The 15,994-nt window shown below is 62.3% G+C and carries 14 protein-coding genes; 5 read left to right on the top strand and 9 right to left on the bottom strand.

Going from position 1 to position 15,994, the window contains the following annotated elements; translation table 11 throughout:
- The first annotated feature begins 261 nt into the window (after positions 1-261).
- From nadC to ACPWR9_RS11120, 4 genes are all read left to right on the top strand, one after another.
- Positions 262-1,095, top strand: a complete 834-nt coding sequence (gene nadC, locus ACPWR9_RS11135; protein ID WP_426296890.1) for a carboxylating nicotinate-nucleotide diphosphorylase — start codon at positions 262-264, stop codon at positions 1,093-1,095.
- A gap of 17 nt (positions 1,096-1,112) precedes the next feature.
- Positions 1,113-2,900, top strand: coding sequence for a phosphonate metabolism protein/1,5-bisphosphokinase (PRPP-forming) PhnN (gene phnN, locus ACPWR9_RS11130; protein WP_426296891.1), 1,788 nt, complete (start codon positions 1,113-1,115; stop codon positions 2,898-2,900).
- Between the two features lie 147 nt (positions 2,901-3,047).
- Positions 3,048-3,800: an electron transfer flavoprotein subunit beta/FixA family protein gene (locus ACPWR9_RS11125; protein WP_426296892.1), complete on the top strand. Its 753-nt coding sequence runs from the start codon at positions 3,048-3,050 to the stop codon at positions 3,798-3,800.
- 14 nt (positions 3,801-3,814) lie between these two features.
- Entirely contained in the window at positions 3,815-4,771 is a 957-nt protein-coding gene (locus ACPWR9_RS11120; RefSeq protein WP_426296893.1) for an electron transfer flavoprotein subunit alpha/FixB family protein, read from the top strand.
- A 40-nt stretch (positions 4,772-4,811) separates the two neighbouring features.
- On the opposite strand, the gene ACPWR9_RS11115 is transcribed toward ACPWR9_RS11120, so the two are convergent.
- Positions 4,812-5,681: an SDR family NAD(P)-dependent oxidoreductase gene (locus ACPWR9_RS11115; protein ID WP_426296894.1), complete on the bottom strand. Its 870-nt coding sequence runs from the start codon at positions 5,679-5,681 to the stop codon at positions 4,812-4,814.
- 213 nt (positions 5,682-5,894) lie between these two features.
- On the opposite strand from ACPWR9_RS11115, the gene ACPWR9_RS11110 reads away from it, so the two are divergent.
- Positions 5,895-6,920, top strand: coding sequence for an MBL fold metallo-hydrolase (locus ACPWR9_RS11110; protein WP_426296895.1), 1,026 nt, complete (start codon positions 5,895-5,897; stop codon positions 6,918-6,920).
- Between the two features lie 6 nt (positions 6,921-6,926).
- Here the strand turns inward: ACPWR9_RS11110 and ACPWR9_RS11105 are convergent, their stop codons facing one another.
- The 8 genes from ACPWR9_RS11105 to ACPWR9_RS11070 form a co-directional block, all read right to left on the bottom strand.
- Complete coding sequence (locus ACPWR9_RS11105; RefSeq protein WP_426296896.1) at positions 6,927-7,151, bottom strand: hypothetical protein; 225 nt, start codon at positions 7,149-7,151, stop codon at positions 6,927-6,929.
- 80 nt (positions 7,152-7,231) lie between these two features.
- Positions 7,232-7,936, bottom strand: coding sequence for an ABC transporter ATP-binding protein (locus ACPWR9_RS11100; RefSeq protein WP_426296897.1), 705 nt, complete (start codon positions 7,934-7,936; stop codon positions 7,232-7,234).
- A complete protein-coding gene (locus ACPWR9_RS11095) occupies positions 7,929-9,722 on the bottom strand; it encodes an ABC transporter permease subunit (protein ID WP_426296898.1) in 1,794 nt (597 codons plus the stop codon). The genes ACPWR9_RS11100 and ACPWR9_RS11095 overlap by 8 nt, the downstream gene beginning before the upstream one ends.
- Positions 9,723-9,782: 60 nt before the next feature.
- The gene (locus ACPWR9_RS11090) at positions 9,783-10,664 is read right to left on the bottom strand and encodes a branched-chain amino acid ABC transporter permease (protein WP_426296899.1); all 882 of its coding nucleotides are present in this window, start codon (positions 10,662-10,664) and stop codon (positions 9,783-9,785) included.
- 95 nt (positions 10,665-10,759) lie between these two features.
- Positions 10,760-12,172: a DcaP family trimeric outer membrane transporter gene (locus tag ACPWR9_RS11085; protein WP_426296900.1), complete on the bottom strand. Its 1,413-nt coding sequence runs from the start codon at positions 12,170-12,172 to the stop codon at positions 10,760-10,762.
- 311 nt (positions 12,173-12,483) lie between these two features.
- Complete coding sequence (locus ACPWR9_RS11080) at positions 12,484-13,686, bottom strand: acetyl-CoA C-acyltransferase (RefSeq protein ID WP_426296901.1); 1,203 nt, start codon at positions 13,684-13,686, stop codon at positions 12,484-12,486.
- Between the two features lie 24 nt (positions 13,687-13,710).
- Positions 13,711-14,784, bottom strand: a complete 1,074-nt coding sequence (locus ACPWR9_RS11075) for an acyl-CoA dehydrogenase family protein (RefSeq protein WP_426296902.1) — start codon at positions 14,782-14,784, stop codon at positions 13,711-13,713.
- Between the two features lie 5 nt (positions 14,785-14,789).
- Positions 14,790-15,956, bottom strand: coding sequence for an acyl-CoA dehydrogenase family protein (locus ACPWR9_RS11070; RefSeq protein WP_426296903.1), 1,167 nt, complete (start codon positions 15,954-15,956; stop codon positions 14,790-14,792).
- Positions 15,957-15,994: the final 38 nt, after the last annotated feature.

Here is a 15,994-nt window from a genome sequence, read left to right as displayed (position 1 = left end):
GAAAATTCGGGCGTGTGCGCTCGGCACTGACGGATGTATAGCACGAATAAAAAGCGTATGCGCTAGAAAAATAAGTGACAAAACAGCCCGGAAAACGCGCTCAATTTCGCGGCGTCTAGTGCCATCAAGGCGGGAAAGGAGCATGAAACCATAGTCCTAGGGTTTTCCTCTATCGATCAAAGGAATTGTTTTCCTTGAAGCGCAAATATTAAGTGTGTACGCTACGAATCAACCCTTCCGAGTCACGACTGAGGAACCGCCATGTACGACCGCTTTGCTGTTGACCGCTTGATCGACCTTTGGCTCACCGAAGACATCGGCTACTGCGACCTCACGGCGCAGACGATGATCGACGAGTCTGCCACCGGCGCTTTTGTGATGAATGCTCGCGAACCGGTGATCGTTGCCGGTATCGAGGTGGCTGCGCGCATTTTCCAACGTTACGACCCGACCCTCAAAGTCGACGTGAAAGTGCGTGACGGAGACCACGCACCGAAGGGGGCCATCCTGTTGCACGTCTCTGGCAACGCCCGCAGCATTCTGACGGCCGAGCGCACCGCCCTGAACATCGTGCAGCGCATGAGCGGCATCGCCAACGAGACTGCGCGCTATGTCGCAGCCATTGAAGGCACTCGCGCACGTCTGCTCGACAGCCGCAAGACCACGCCGGGCCTGCGCATGCTGGAAAAGCATGCGGTGAGCTGCGGTGGCGGGCTGAATCACCGTCTCGGCTTGGACAACGGCGTGATGATCAAAGACAACCACATCGCGGTTGCCGGTAGCATCAAAGCCGCCGTCTCACGTGCACGCAAGCTTGTGCCTGTGCTTACCAAAGTGGAAGTCGAGTGCGATCGCCTCGATCAGGTGGCTGAGGCGCTCGAGACCGATGTCGATGTCATCATGCTCGACAACATGTCGGTCGACGACATGAAGAAAGCGGTTTCGATGATCGGCGGCAAGTGCAAGGTCGAAGCGTCAGGCGGCATTCGTCTCGAGACGATTCGACCGATTGCTGAAACCGGCGTCGACTACATCTCGACGAGCAAAATCATGCAGTCGGCGCCTGCCGTCGACATCGGTTTGGACGACGCCTGATCTCCGGTACCTCGACGATGACGCGCTCCGGCATTTTCTTCTTCGTGGTCGGCCCCAGCGGGGCCGGCAAAGACACGCTGATCGACGGTGCGCGAGCGCATCTTGCCGAGAGCGATCATCGCGATCATTACGTTTTTGCAACACGCACGATCACACGCCCCAATGGGGCCCCAGGGGAAGCGCACATCGGCGTGACCGAGGCCGAGTTCGCCGAACGTGAGGCCGCAGGTGCGTTTCTGGTGACATGGCAGGCGCACGGGCTGCATTACGGGCTCGACGCCAGCCTGCGCGATGTTCTCGCCCAAGGACGCCATGTCGTCGCCAACGGATCGCGGGCGATTCTGCCCAAGCTTATTGGGCGCGTGCCACGGTTGGTCATCGTGGAGGTCAGTGCCCCGGCGGAAGTCCTCGCCGCCCGCATTGCCGGACGCGGGCGCGAAACGCCCGAACAAATCGCGGCGCGGCTTGCCCGCACCGTCACGGCCTATCCCACAGGTATTCCGCTGGTGCGTGTGTCGAACGACAGCACGAGCGACGTCGGCATTGCGCGTTTCATCGCATGCCTGCAAGCGTGCGCTGCGCCGCCCAAAAGTGGCGAGTTGATTGAGGCCAAGCGCTCCGGCGCGACGCTCGATGAAGCCTCATGGGCGCAACTGCTCGATGACCTCATGCATGATCGCTTCGCGCCGGACGAGGGCGAAGCGTTGCTCCAATCGCTCATCGAACACATTGACGACGACGAGATCGTCGCCCTCACCCGAGCACGCGCGCGCCTGATGCCGCGTATCGATTGGGGACGGTCGATGGTGGTCGACAAACATTCGATGGGTGGTGTGCCCGGTAGCCGAATTACGCTTATCGTCGTGCCACTCGTGGTCGCTTACGGGTTGTGCATGCCGAAGACATCGTCGCGTGCGATTACGTCGGCCGCAGGCACCGCGGATGCGATGGAAGCTGCCGCACGAGTGGATCTCGATGCGACAGAAGTGCGAGCTGCTGTCGAACAGGCCGGGGGGTGCATCGTCTGGAATGGGCGGCTCAATCATTCGCGCGTGGACGATGTGACTAACGCCATGGTGCGCCCGCTGCGGCTCGATACGCGCCGCTGGTCGGTAGCATCCATCCTTTCGAAGAAATTCTGCGCGGGTGCGACGCACGTCGTGGTGGATCTCCCGTGGGGGCCGCAGGCCAAAATGGCCAATGAACCCGAAGCGCGAAAGCTCGGGGCGTTGTTCGAACGTGTGGGTGCCGCGTTAGGTATGACCGTGCAGGCGTTCGCCACCGACGGCCGCGCGCCGATCGGACGCGGCATCGGCCCGGCACTGGAACTGCGCGATGTGCTTCAGGTGCTCGACAACGATGCGGCAGCGCCTAGCGACTTGCGCAATAAGGCGCTGACGTTTGCCGCAAGAATCCTGTCGTGGGACCCAGCGCTTGGCGGCGATCTCGTGAAGGCGCGCACCATTGCAGAACAAATACTCGCCAGTGGCGAGGCACGACGCGCATTCGAGCGGATTGTCGATGCACAGGGCCGCAAACGTTTTGCGACGCCCTCCTCCGCCTTTATCGATATCGTGGCGAAATCCGACGGCGTGGTGAGTACGATCGATGGCTGGGAAATCTCCGGCATTGCCCGCGATGCGGGCGCGCCGTTCGATATGAGCGCTGGCGTTGATCTGCGTTGCACCGTCGGCCAGGCGGTGAGCGCTGGCGATGCGTTATTGCGCATTCATGGCGGCGACGCCCAACGACTGGCCGCAGCGGCGGCTCGCGCGCAGACCGAGAGCGGCATCGCCCTTCAGTGATCGTTTCCAGCTTCGTGCAACGCGAAGCCTAGTCTGAATGCAGGATGCGTTCGCGCTTGCGCTCCCTAAAATCTCCCTCATTGCTGTAACGTCCGTGGCCGCGCGATACCGGTGGCCACGGCGAGCCCGATCATTTGAGGAGCGGAGATGAGCGCAATCCTTGTAGCAGTCAAACGCGTCGTGGACGCGAATATCAAAGTGAGTGTGAAGAGCGACGGCAGTGGCGTCGATATCGCGAACGTGAAGATGGCGATGAATCCGTTCGACGAAATCGCGGTGGAAGCCGCGGTGCGTCTGAAGGAAGCGGGCGTGGCGACGGAAGTGATTGCGGTCTCGGCAGGTGTGGCGCAATCGCAAGAAACGCTGCGCACGGCGCTGGCCATCGGTGCGGATCGCGCGATCCTGATCGAATCGGACGAAGAACTGCAACCGCTGGCTGTGGCCAAGTTGCTCAAGGCCATCGTCGACAAGGAACAACCGCAACTGGTGATCCTGGGCAAGCAAGCCATCGACGACGACTCGAACCAAACGGGTCAGATGCTCGCCGCCCTCGCGAAGCTGCCGCAAGCGACGTTCGCTTCGAAAGTGACCGTGGCCGATAACCGCGCACAAGTCACGCGCGAAGTCGACGGCGGTCTGGAAACGATCTCGCTGTCGCTGCCGGCTGTCATCACGACGGACTTGCGCTTGAATGAGCCGCGTTACGTGACGCTGCCCAACATCATGAAGGCGAAGAAGAAGCCGCTCGAGACGGTGAAGCCTGCCGATCTGGGCGTGGATGTGGCACCGCGTCTGAAGACGCTGAAGGTGGCCGAGCCGCCCAAGCGCAGCGCAGGGGTGAAGGTGGCGGACGTGGCAACGCTCGTCGACAAACTGAAGACCGAAGCGAAGGTCCTGTAAGGAGACGACGAGATATGAGCAATCTGGGAAAAGTTTTGGTCGTGGCTGAACACGACAATCAATCGATCAAGGCCGCGACCCTCAACACGGTCACGGCAGCCCTGCAATGCGGTGACGACGTGCACGTGCTGGTCGCTGGCAGCAATGCCAAGGCCGCTGCCGACGCCGCCGCGCAGATCGCTGGCGTGAAGAAGGTGCTGCTTGCTGACGCACCGTACTTCGCCGATGGTCTGGCAGAGAACATCGCCGACGAGGTGGTGTCGATCGCAGGCAACTACTCGCACATCCTCGCGCCCGCCACGGCGTACGGCAAGAACGTCGCCCCGCGCGTAGCCGCGTTGCTCGACGTCGCGCAGATCTCGGAAATCACGAAAGTCGACACAACTGCGACCGACCGTGATGTGTTCGAGCGGCCGATCTATGCAGGCAACGTCATCGCAACGGTGCGTAGCACCGATGGCATCAAGGTCATGACAACGCGCGCCACCGCGTTCGACGCCGCCTCCGCCACCGGCGGCAGTGCGTCCATCGAATCAATTCCGGCGGTTCCGGATTCTTCGCTCGCGTGTTTCGTGGGTCGCGAAGTGACGAAACTGGACCGTCCGGAGTTGACCTCCGCCAAGATCATCGTGTCCGGCGGACGGGGTTTGGGCTCGGGAGAAAACTACCGGAACGTGCTGGCGCCACTTGCCGACAAACTCGGCGCGGCACTCGGCGCGTCCCGAGCGGCGGTCGATGCCGGTTATGTGCCCAACGACTATCAGGTCGGCCAGACCGGCAAGATCGTGGCGCCGGAGGTATACGTGGCGGTGGGCATTTCAGGGGCGATTCAACACTTGGCGGGCATGAAAGACGCCAAGGTCATTGTCGCGATCAACAAAGACCCCGACGCGCCTATCTTTTCGGTCGCCGATTACGGATTGGTCGGTGACCTGTTCACGGAAGTGCCGGAGCTGGCGCGTCAGTTGTAACGGCGGCACGTAAGGCGGGCTTATCGCCCGCCTTGTGCCATCAAACCACCACAACCCCTAGCGGGGCTTGTTGCAGTGCAAGGCTGTTATCGAACGCGGCCCTCACCCCTTCGACGGTCCACGCATCGCACTCATGCACCGGTGCCATGACGGCCGGATGCGACATCAGCGAGAGCTGCGTCCCGTCGATACGCACGATTTGCCCGTTCACTTGCGCGGCGGCATCCGAGAGCAGATACACGACGACAGGCGCATTGTTCTCGGCGGGAATGGCCAATTCAGGCCAAGCCGCTTCCTCCCGCGTCGCGAAATAAGCTTGCACGCGCGCCGACATGCCTGATTTCCCCATCGGCGAGATGGCGTTGACCCGAACGCCCTTTCCCGCAAGATCGACGGCCCAGCCATACGTCAACGAGGCTACGGCCCCCTTGCTTGCCCCGTAAGCCGACAGCCGGGTAATACCGGTCTGTGCCCCCGACGTCACATTGACGATCGCGCCACTGCCGCGCGCCACCATGCGCCGGATCGCATGCGTGCCACAGAACGCCGTGCCCAACACGTTGACCTCGACCAAGCGTCGCAGCGCTGCTTCGTCTTGCTCCTCCGGCAACGCCATGTGAAAGACACCCGCATTGTTCACCAGTCCGTCGATGCGCTCGAACGTCTGCTCGCAGGTGTCGATGAGTCTCTCGGCTTCGTGCCAATCGGAAATGTCGGCGGCAACCGCTTCCGCCTGACCACCCGTCGATCGAATCGCCGACGCCACCCGGTCGGCCATCGCAGCGTCGATATCGTTGACGATGACGCGCCCGCCCGCTAATGCGATGTATTTCGCGTAAGCCTCGCCGATGCCGCTACCTGCCCCGGTCACGACAATGGCCTTCCCCTGCAAGTCATGAGTTCCCTGCATTTCACGCGCCTCCTCGATGAATGTTCGTCGAGAATGCGAGGCGCGGTGGTAAGCAGCATCGTCCAAGCGGACGATGCCCCATCGTGCACGGCACGGTACGTTCATAGCTGACTGTCCCATTCCCTCCGAGAAAGGCCGCCACGTTCAATGCCGTTACCCGATCCCAGACTGCGCTGCCTGCCCGCGCCCCCTTTCTCGCAACCGGTTGCTGTCGTGCCTGGCATCTATTGGTTGCGCATGCCGCTGCCGTTTGCGCTCGATCACATCAACGTGTGGTTGATCGAAGACGGTGAAGGCTGGACGCTCGTCGATACGGGTATGGCCACACCAGAGACGCGCGAGGTCTGGCAGCGCTTGATGACGGACGGCATGTTGAAACGCCCCATTACCCGCATCATCGTGACCCACTGCCATCCCGACCATTTGGGGCAGGCAGCATGGCTCGCGCAGACCTTCGACGTACCGGTCGACATCACACAGGGCGAGTTGGAGGAGGCACAGCGTCCCCACGCGATGAGCGAAGCCGACGCGGATCGCGTCGCGCAGGCGTTCTACCGCACCAATGGCGCCACGGGTCAGTTGCATGCCCATTTAGTCGAACGGTGCGCCTCGTTCCGAGCGCATCGCTGCGCGCTACCTGAACGCACGCGTGAGCTGCGTCACGGGCAAACAATGCAGATCGGTGAAAACACATGGGACGTATTGGTCGGCCGTGGACACTCACCCGACCACGCGATGCTGCATTGCGCCGCGTTAGGCGTGCTGATCTCGGGCGACATGGTGTTGCCCGCGATTTCACCGAATTTGAGCGTCACCATGCACACGCCGGACGCCAACCCTATTCAGGATTACATCGACGCGTTGGATGGGCTCACCGATCTACCGGCCGACACGCTGGTGCTGCCCGCACATGGCGAAGCGTTCCGTGGGCTGCCGGAGCGGCGTCAAGTGCTGCGCGAGAAACTCGACGAGCGAAATCTTCGGCTACTTAACGCGTGCGATGCCCCGCTCACGGCCGTCGATGCCATGCCGATACTCTTCGCGCGCAAGCTCGAAGGCGACGATCTGGTCCTCGCGCTGGGCGAGGCCGCGTCGCATCTCCAATATCTCTTCTACCGGGGATGGGTCGAGCGTCGATGCAGCGCACAAGGCGTCGTGCAATACGTTCGGAAGACGGAAGACGCGACGTCAGCTATTGCCGATAACTCGCAGGCTGCAACATCAGGCCATACCGTCTAATCGTACTCAGGGCGACAACCGTTTGAGTTCCAGATCGCGTTGCTGCCCGAGAATGGCAGCCACCTGAAGCGTACGTGCGGAGGGGGCTTGCTGTGCTTCGGAGGTGACGCTTGCGTTAGCGGATGACGCAGTATTGCTCGTCTGAATACCGGCACAACCGGTGAGCGATACGGTGACGAGCGCCGCGCACAGAGACAGGCGACGCACCTGGGGAAGTGATTTTCCAAACATTTTTTGACCTCCTGCGAGGTCGGGACGGCTGGGCCGGGTGGCACCGGCCGCGCACCCTCGCGAAGGCCATTATAGGACGTTCACTCCACGTTCACAGTCTGCCTCGTCTGTAGCCGTGCCCTCAGCTCAGCCGCCGGGCAAGTGAGCTTGACCTGCCCTCGCTCCAGCACGAGTGCCCGGTCCGCCACCGGCAGCGCGATATCGATATGCTGTTCCACGATCACGATCGCCGTGCCACGTGCCGCCCAGCGCTTCAGAAAATCAAGAATCGGCGGCAATAGCGCCTGCGCGAGCCCCAGCGACGGTTCATCGCTGAGCAACACCTTGGGCTGTGCGACAAATGCCTGCCCCAGCGCCAGCATTTGTTGCTGCCCGCCGCTCAAATTCCGCGCCGGTTGATCGAGCCGTTGGTGCAGTGCGGGAAACACCGAGAACACTTCTTCCACGGCTTGCGAAAACGCCCGCTTATCGCGCTGGATCACGCCGCCGAGCCGCAAGTTGTCCCACACCGAGATTTCGGGGAATACGCGATGCCCGTCGAGGACCAGTCGCAGCCCTGCGCGGGCGTTGTCCTCCGGGCTGCATCCACCAATCTCCCGTCCGTTCAGGCGAATTTTCCCGCGCTCCGGTTTGATGAAACCGCCGATGGTGCGCAGCAATGTCGACTTCCCCGCGCCGTTTTCTCCCGCCACGAGGAGAATCTCGCCAGGCGCCACCGACAACTGAATGTCACGCAATACCGGCACGTTGCCATAGCCGGCGTGCAAGCCTTGAATCTCAAGCATGGGTCGATCCGATAAAGAGTTTTTGCACGATGGCGTTGCCCGCCAATTCCGCAGGACTGCCGCTGGCAATCACCTTGCCCGCTTCGAGCATCGAAATCCGATCGGCAACACTCCAGACCAGATCGAGATCGTGCTCGACGATGACGATGGTCTTGCCTAGGTCGTCTCGCAGGCGCTGTAACAACAGTTTCAGATCCTCGCGCTCGGCAGGCGACAAACCCGCCGCCGGTTCGTCGAGCAGCAACACGTCTGCGCCCTTGAGCACGACACGCATCACTTCCACGAGACGGCGTTGACCATGCGGTACCAGCGAGACGCCATGCCCTTCCAGCGTGTTGCGTAACGACGTCATCGTGCGCGCGTGACCGGGGCCAAGGTCCGGATTCGCATCGAGCCCGATGCAGACGTTCTCCCAGAGGCTCAGCGTTTCGAACATGCGCGGCTTTTGGAAGGTTCGACCCAAACCTAGGCGCGCCACACGGGTGGCAGGCAATCGCGAGACCTCCACGCCATTGAGCCGCACGCTACCCGCATCGAGACGACTGAAACCCGAAAGCACATTGAGCAGCGAAGTCTTGCCCGAACCGTTAGCGCCGACGAGACCATGAATCTCGCCGCGTCGCACAAACAGGTCGGCACCGTCGACCGCCACCACCGAGCCGAAGCATTTGCGCGCGCCTTCGACGCTAATTGCCACGTGCGATTCATCGCCGGTACGGCTGGCGACCCGTGCACATGGCTCGATGGCGCTAAGCATCGATCGGAAATGCAGCACCAGCCGGTCACCGTTCTCTGCACGCGCCCTGCGCCACTTCAACAACGTACCGACCACCCCGTCAGGGAACGCCAGCATCACCAGCAGCGCGACCAGACCGTAGGCCAGCAGTCGGTACTGGACGAGGTCGGCGAGCAGGATATTCGGCAGCAGATACAACAACCACACGCCAACCACCGGGCCGAGAATCTGCCCGCGGCCACCGACCACGACGGCGAAGAAGAACAAAATCGACAAATCCAGACTAAAGGCAGCCGGGCTCACGAAACCGACCACGGGCGGATACAGCACACCCGCGACGCCGGTAATCAACGCGACGATCAGGAACACCACACACCGTATCCAGCCGGGCGATGTGCCAAGCGACTGCGCGGCCTCCGGGCTTGCGGCAGCCACGCGCAGGCGGCGACCGAACGCCGTACGGCGGATCAACACATGCGCCGACAGCGCAAAGCAAGCCAGCAGCGCCAGCGCAATCGACAGCGGCGACACACCGAGCGACGTGCGCGTCTGCCACGACGAGAAGTCCATCGTGATGCCGTTGACCCCGTTCGTATAACTGTCGAACGCCACCAGCATTTCGGGCAATACCGTCGCCGCGCTCATGGTGACGAAGCCGAGGTAGTAGCCCTGCACGCGCAACGCGGGTAACGCGTAAAGCAGCCCTGCGACCAGCGCCCCGGCGACGCCAAGCACGGCCGCCAGCGCGTAAGGCTGCCCATGCACGCCCGTTGCAATGGCGGCCGTGTATGCCGCCACAGCGAAAATGGCCCCCTGACCGAACGACGTCTGTCCGGCGTCGTGCAGCAGCAGGTTCTGCGAGACCGCCACGGCGATCAGCAGATTCACCATGCGGAAACTATGGGTCCAGTAGGCATTGCCGAGCCAATCGGGTACCAGCACCGTGACGCTCACCAGCACACAGCCGAGCAATAGCTGCACATTGTCTGGGGCCCAGCGCGTACGGCGCACTCGGAGACTGGCGTCGGAAGAAAGAGTTTGCATCGTCATGACAGAGTTAGCGGTCCTGTGTCCTGTATGTGCGCAACGTGTTGCGTCGAATCGGCCGCCTTAAACGCGGCGCCCGGCCGCGCGTCCGAACATGCCTTCGGGGCGGATCAGCAGCACGCCGACAAGTAGTGCGAGCGAGACGAGCGACTGGAATTCGCCGCCGACCTGATAGGTGGCAACCATCGCGACAATGCCGACGAGCGGCCCGCCGATGAGGGCGCCAAGGTTGCTGCCCATCCCGCCGAGAATCGCGGCAATGAAGCCGTTGAGCACGTAGCGCACACCGGTGTCGGCCGCGATCGAGACAATCGGCGCGGCGACAAAACCCGCCGAGCCGACCATCAGACCGCTAATACCGAAGGCGATGAGTTGCAGACGGCGCACGCGCAAGCCTGCGGCGCGCGCTGCATCGATATCCTGCGACAGCGCATTGATAGCCAGTCCGGTGAGCGTGCGTGTCAGAAACCAACGCAACGCGAAGTACCAAAAGACAGCGAGCGCTATCGCCCCGAGATAAGGCGCTGGGGTGCGAGCACCGAAGAGTGCTACGGGCGGAATTGGACTACGTGCCGACGATGCCCACGGCCCTTGCGAGAGCAGCATGACCGAGCTGATGATGATCGACGCCGCCATGGTCGTGATCAGCCACGAGTTCTGCTCGACCGAATGGCGCAGCGGCGCGAGCGTGATCCACCCCTGTGCCGCGAGCAGGAAAGCAATGATGATCGCAGCCACCACGATTAGCGCGAGCCAGACCGGCACACCGGTGACCCAGTTCGCGAGCAGCACGGCCAAAAAGCCGCCGAGCACGAACATGTTGCCCTGCGCAAAGTTGAGGATATGGGTCGCGCCGTACACGATGTTCATGCTCATCGCGATGAGCGAAAAGATCGCTCCAAGACCTACACCGCGCACGATGATGATCGCCAGCTCGTTGAGCATTTGTCGTCTCCTTCAATAATTCGGTCGTTCGCTGATCTACTGCGGTACAAAAGCAGGCCCGGCGCGTCACACAATGCCAGGCCTGCCGGTCTCGTTCAGAAACCCATCTGCGAGACAAACATGATGCGGCTGCCGCTGCCCTTGATGCCCGATTCGCTCTTGATGCGGGCATAGATGAACTCCAGCCCGAACAAGGTGCTCTTGATCGGCGACCAGATCAGGTTGGCGTGCATCGATTGCGTCTCGGCGAGCGACATGGCCGGGACGCCAGCCGGGTTGTAAATCTTGTCGCGACCGATACTGATGTTCGAGCGCCAGTTCTGTGCCCACCAGTGCTGATACGTCAGATTCAGACCCAGACCCGACACCTTGTACAGGTTGTTGTTGATGAGGAAGGCCGACGTCGGCGTTTGCGTCAGATAGCGTCCGCCGCCGTTCTCCCAAACCACGTCGTAGTAAATCTTGTCGCGGCCCGGCAGGTTGAACGTGCCTTGATAGTTCACCGCATAGCCGTACGCCGCCGAGCTTAGCCCCATACCGTCGTTGGCCTTGAGCTTGCGCCCGACCACGCCGACCGACTGACGGCCCCACGTATCGAAGTACGTCACACGCCCGGTGAGCTCCGGCGTCTGGTCGATCGAGTTGGTGCTGATGTTGTTCGCACCCGCAGTGAACGCGATGGAATCGGCCCCTGTGAAGTCCTGCACCGGTTCTTCGATCGAAACCGACGCCTGCAAATTGTCGGTAATCAGCTTGGTATAGCGAATCTGCGGCTGACGGTTCACCGCAGGCAAACCGACCGGTCCGCCGAAGTCGAACACTTCCGGGCCTTGGCCCAGGTCACCGAAGTTCGACCAGTACTGACCGAACATCCACGGGCCGATAGTGGCCATCGCATGACGCAAGCGCAGCGAGACGGAGTTCGTCGTGAACTTGGAGCCACCGGCGCCGTAGAAGTCGCCTTCGATCAACGTCGTGAGCGGGCCATACATCGTCGGCGTGCTGGTCTGAATGTTCAGGCGCGACTCGCGCGCTTCGAACTGCACTTGGCCGTTGCGTTTGGCTTGCGGCGTGTTGTCGTACGGCACGCCACCCCAAGCCGTGCTGAACGGCAAGATCACCGTCTGGCTGTTGCCGAGGTTGCCCTTGAGGTCGTCCATGATCTGCAACTGCGCATAGCCGCCGAACTTGATGGCGGTATCGGTGTTGGGAATCATGAACCAGCCGGGCTGCGATGCCATCGGGTTGGTGCTCGCGACCACTGTGGGGGCCGCGCCGCCCTGCACGGCAGCCCCCGCAGCAGCGGCCTTCGGTGCCGTCTGCGCAGCAGCGTCCACAGCGGCTTGCTTGGCTTCGATTTGCTTCTGATTATTCTGGAGCGTGTCGATTTTTCTCATCAGCTCCTGCACTTGCGCTTGCAAGTCCGATAGCTGATCTGCGTGCGCGGCCGGCGAAGCGACTGCTGCCATTCCGAGCACCACGCCCAACATTTTTGCCTGAGCCTTCATACCTTTCGTCTCCTGACTCGTCTCGTCTTTTTTGTCAAAACGTCACGACTACACGGATCGAGTCTTTCGCCCGATCTCTCGGACGAGTGGCACTGCGCACACAATCTCGTCCATTGCGTCGCAGTCTAGGGAGCCGGTATTCCCGCCACATCGTCCAATGAGACTAAGCAACAACACGGGCAGTGAAATTGGCGCGGAATCAGGGCTTTAAAGACGAAGAACGGGTGACGTCAGACGGACCGTCACCCGTGGGGAAGTCACCACGCTTGAGGCCGCGCGGTGATGTGCAACACGACGGCTTAGGGCAAGTGTTAAGCCAGCTCAAACAGCGCCGCAGCGCCCATGCCGCCTGCAATACACATCGAAACAACGGCGTACTTCACGCCGCGCGCCCGCCCTTCGAGCAGCACGTGGCCCGCCATGCGAGCGCCTGACATGCCGAACGGATGGCCGATGGCAATCGCGCCGCCGTCGACATTGAGCAAGTTATCGGGAATGCCCAGCTTGTCGCGGCAATAAATCACCTGACATGCGAACGCCTCGTTGATCTCCCACAGCCCAATGTCCGACACCGAGAGACCGTGGCGCGCGAGCAGCTTGGGGATCGCATACACCGGGGCGATGCCCATCTCGTCGGGCTGGCAACCGGCGACGGCCATCCCCCGATAGGTGCCCAACGGCTTGAGACCACGGCGCTGCGCTTCGCGTCGGCTCATCATTACCGTCGCGCTTGCCCCATCGGAGAGTTGCGACGCATTGCCCGCCGTAATGAAGCGCCCTTCCTTGACCCACTCCCCGCTACGCCAGACAGGCTCCAGCGCTTGCAGCCCTTCGAGCTTGGTGTCGGGGCGATTACCCTCGTCGCGCGTGAGCGTCACGGTCTCGTGTCCGGTGACGCGCCCGGTCTTGTCGAGCAACGCCTTCTGCACGGTGATCGGGACAATTTCGGCATCGAAGCGGCCGTCGCGTTGGGCGTCCGCCGTGCGCATCTGGCTGCGCAGCGAATACTCATCCTGTGCGCGACGCGAGATGCCATAGCGCTCGGAGACGATTTCCGCCGTTTCGATCATCGGGATATACGCCGTGGGCATGGCCGCGATGACCGCTTGCGACTGCGCACGGTAGGTATTCTTGTGCGAGTTCTGCGTGAGCGAGATCGACTCGAGTCCGCCAGCCACGGCGACGTCGTACTCGCCGCACGAAATGCTTTTCGCTGCGGATGCGATGGCCATCAACCCCGAACCGCACATGCGGTCGATGACCATGCCGGGCACGCTGATCGGCAGTCCCGCTGTGTACCCGCAAAGTCGGCCGAGGTTATACCCCTGCGTGCCCTGCTGCGCGGCAATGCCGAGAATGACGTCGTCCACGTCGCCCGGTGCGACGTCGGCGCGCTCAAGGGCTGCACGAATCACATGCCCGCCGAGCACCGGCGCTTCAGTGTCGTTGAACGCGCCTCGATACGCGCGGCCAATCGCCGTACGCGCGGTAGAAACAATGACGGCTTCTTCCATAGTGTGGTGTCTCCTGTTCTATGTTCAGACCGGCGCGCTGGCACCGGTAAAGGTTTCGCCGGGGCCAAGCCGGGCATCATCGGCAAGAATGGCCTGTGCAACACACTGCTTGTGGTGCGCACGGTCACCCCATGCCGCGTCGAGCACCCACGCGCGCTTCATGAAAATTTGCAGGTCCATCTCCCACGTGTAGCCCATCGCGCCGTGCACTTGAATGCCACGCTTTGCTGCGAGCCATGCGGCTTCGCCAGCGGCCAAACGCGCGTGAGAGACGTGCAACGACGCCAACGGATCGTCGTTCGCCACGGCGTAGGCCGCGCGCGAGATCACCGGGCGGGCGAACTCTTGCTTGACGGCAACATCCGCCAGGTGATGCTTGACCGCCTGAAAGCTGCCGATCGCCTTGCCAAATTGCTTGCGCTGCGCGGTGTAATCGATCGACAAGTCGAGCATGCGCTGCGTCAGCCCCAGCAACTGCGCTGCACTCGCCAGCGCGCCACGCAACGCCACCTTGCGCCAGACAGCGGCAGCCGCCTTCGCATCGAGCACGCGTGTCGACGTATCGGGCATCCAATCGACGCGATACAGTCGGCGCGACGGATCGACACTTGCGTTGTAGCTCAGGGCCACCCGGGCGCTCGGCACCGCATGCAACTCACCTTCGTGATCGAGCAGCAGCAATTGGGCAATATGCGCGTCGGGCACCAGCGTTTGGCCAGGTGCCCCGATGGCCACTCGCGCATCGCCTTGAGCAATGCGCGGTAGCCATTCCAACGCCAGCGCATGCTCGGGCGGAAGCTCGCGCAGCACGCTAACGGCGAGATACGCGGTATCGAGCAACGAGTCTTGCAGCGCGTAGTAACCGGCCTCATGGGCCATGAGTACCCATTCGAGGTCACCGCAGCCCATGCCGCCATGGGTTTCCGGCACTGAGAGTCCTGTCAGCCCTTGTTGTGCGAATTTCTGCCAAAGCGTTTCGCTACGGCCGGTCTCGGTCTCCCACAACTCGCGCGTCAGTTCGGGCGTCGCCTCGATCATGAAGAAGCTGCGCATCGTGTCGCGCAGCAGGCTTTGGTCTTCCGTGAAATTGAAATCCATCGTGCTTAACCCCGCGGCATGCCGAGCATGCGCTCGGCGATGATGTTGCGTTGAATCTCGTTGGTGCCCGCGTAAATCGGTCCGGCCTGCGCGAACAGGAAGCCGTCGAGCCAGTGGCCGACGTCGCCCGCGTCCGGTGCTTCGGGCAACAGCTCCGCGGCAGCGCCCAGAATGTGCATCGCCGTTTCGTGCATCTGCTGATCGAGCTCGGACCAGAAAATCTTGTTCGTACTGGCTTCGGCCCCGATCGACCCGCCGCGTTGAATCCGGCTCGCCGTCGCGTAAGTCGCAAGCGCGTAGGCTTCGGCATCCATCCAGGCGCGCATGACAGCGTCGCGCACTGCCGGGTCGCGGTCGGCCTTCTCACGATGCTTGCGATAGAGGTTCACCAGTGCGTGGGCCGTGGCTTGGAAACGGCCCGGCGAGCGCAGCATGAGGCCACGCTCGAAGCCTGCGGTCGCCATCGCGACATGCCAGCCCGCGCCCTCCTCGCTGATGCGATTCGCCACCGGCACGCGCACGTCGTCGAAGAACACTTCCGCGAAACCCGCCTGCCCGTTAAGTTGCCGAATCGGCCGGATCGTGACGCCCGGCGTCTGCAACGGCACTAGCAGGAACGTGAGGCCGTGGTGACGCTGCGAGTCGGGGTCGCTGCGAAAGAGCCCAAACAGCCCATCGGCCCAGACCGCGCGCGTCGACCAGATCTTCTGACCATTGATGACGTACTCGTCGCCCACGCGCGTCGCCTTGCAGCGAATGGCGGCCATGTCAGACCCGGCATTCGGCTCGGACCAGCCTTGCGCCCAGACCGCTTCGCCCGAGGCAATACGCGGCAGGAATCGCTGCTTTTGCTCCTCGGTGCCGAAGTCCATGAGTGTCGGCCCTAGCAGGAACACGCCGTTCTGATTCACGCGCAGCGGCGCACCGGCGCGCCAGTATTCCTCTTCGAAAATCAGCCACTCGATCAGGTCGCAGCCCCGCCCGCCCAGTGCGACGGGCCACGTGACCATGCTCCAGCGCCCCGAGAACAATGTGTGCTCCCACGCGCGATGCTGGGCAAAACCTTCGGGGGTGTCATAGCTGGCCAGCGGCGTTTTCGGTACGTGGGCGGCGAGCCACTCACGAATTTCGGCCCGAAAGGCCCGTTGTTTATCCGTATATCCAAGCTTCATGGTGATGTCGTATGAGTCGTGTCGTGTGTGGCGGGCAA

It is taken from the genome of Pandoraea pneumonica (genome assembly GCF_049918595.1).
Lineage (GTDB): Bacteria > Pseudomonadota > Gammaproteobacteria > Burkholderiales > Burkholderiaceae > Pandoraea > Pandoraea pneumonica_A.
Note: the sequence above shows the minus strand (reverse complement) of the source record. Positions and strands in the feature narration are given on the sequence as shown.

Excerpts from the sequence above, each read along its gene's own strand:
- nadC (WP_426296890.1), top strand. The coding sequence starts at position 262 with ATGTACGACCGCTTTGCTGTTGACCGCTTGATCGACCTTTGGCTCACC.
- phnN (WP_426296891.1), top strand. The coding sequence starts at position 1,113 with ATGACGCGCTCCGGCATTTTCTTCTTCGTGGTCGGCCCCAGCGGGGCC.
- ACPWR9_RS11125 (WP_426296892.1), top strand. The coding sequence starts at position 3,048 with ATGAGCGCAATCCTTGTAGCAGTCAAACGCGTCGTGGACGCGAATATC.
- ACPWR9_RS11120 (WP_426296893.1), top strand. The coding sequence starts at position 3,815 with ATGAGCAATCTGGGAAAAGTTTTGGTCGTGGCTGAACACGACAATCAA.
- ACPWR9_RS11115 (WP_426296894.1), bottom strand. The coding sequence starts at position 5,681 with ATGCAGGGAACTCATGACTTGCAGGGGAAGGCCATTGTCGTGACCGGG.
- ACPWR9_RS11105 (WP_426296896.1), bottom strand. The coding sequence starts at position 7,151 with ATGTTTGGAAAATCACTTCCCCAGGTGCGTCGCCTGTCTCTGTGCGCG.
- ACPWR9_RS11100 (WP_426296897.1), bottom strand. The coding sequence starts at position 7,936 with ATGCTTGAGATTCAAGGCTTGCACGCCGGCTATGGCAACGTGCCGGTA.
- ACPWR9_RS11095 (WP_426296898.1), bottom strand. The coding sequence starts at position 9,722 with ATGACGATGCAAACTCTTTCTTCCGACGCCAGTCTCCGAGTGCGCCGT.
- ACPWR9_RS11090 (WP_426296899.1), bottom strand. The coding sequence starts at position 10,664 with ATGCTCAACGAGCTGGCGATCATCATCGTGCGCGGTGTAGGTCTTGGA.
- ACPWR9_RS11085 (WP_426296900.1), bottom strand. The coding sequence starts at position 12,172 with ATGAAGGCTCAGGCAAAAATGTTGGGCGTGGTGCTCGGAATGGCAGCA.
- ACPWR9_RS11080 (WP_426296901.1), bottom strand. The coding sequence starts at position 13,686 with ATGGAAGAAGCCGTCATTGTTTCTACCGCGCGTACGGCGATTGGCCGC.
- ACPWR9_RS11075 (WP_426296902.1), bottom strand. The coding sequence starts at position 14,784 with ATGGATTTCAATTTCACGGAAGACCAAAGCCTGCTGCGCGACACGATG.
- ACPWR9_RS11070 (WP_426296903.1), bottom strand. The coding sequence starts at position 15,956 with ATGAAGCTTGGATATACGGATAAACAACGGGCCTTTCGGGCCGAAATT.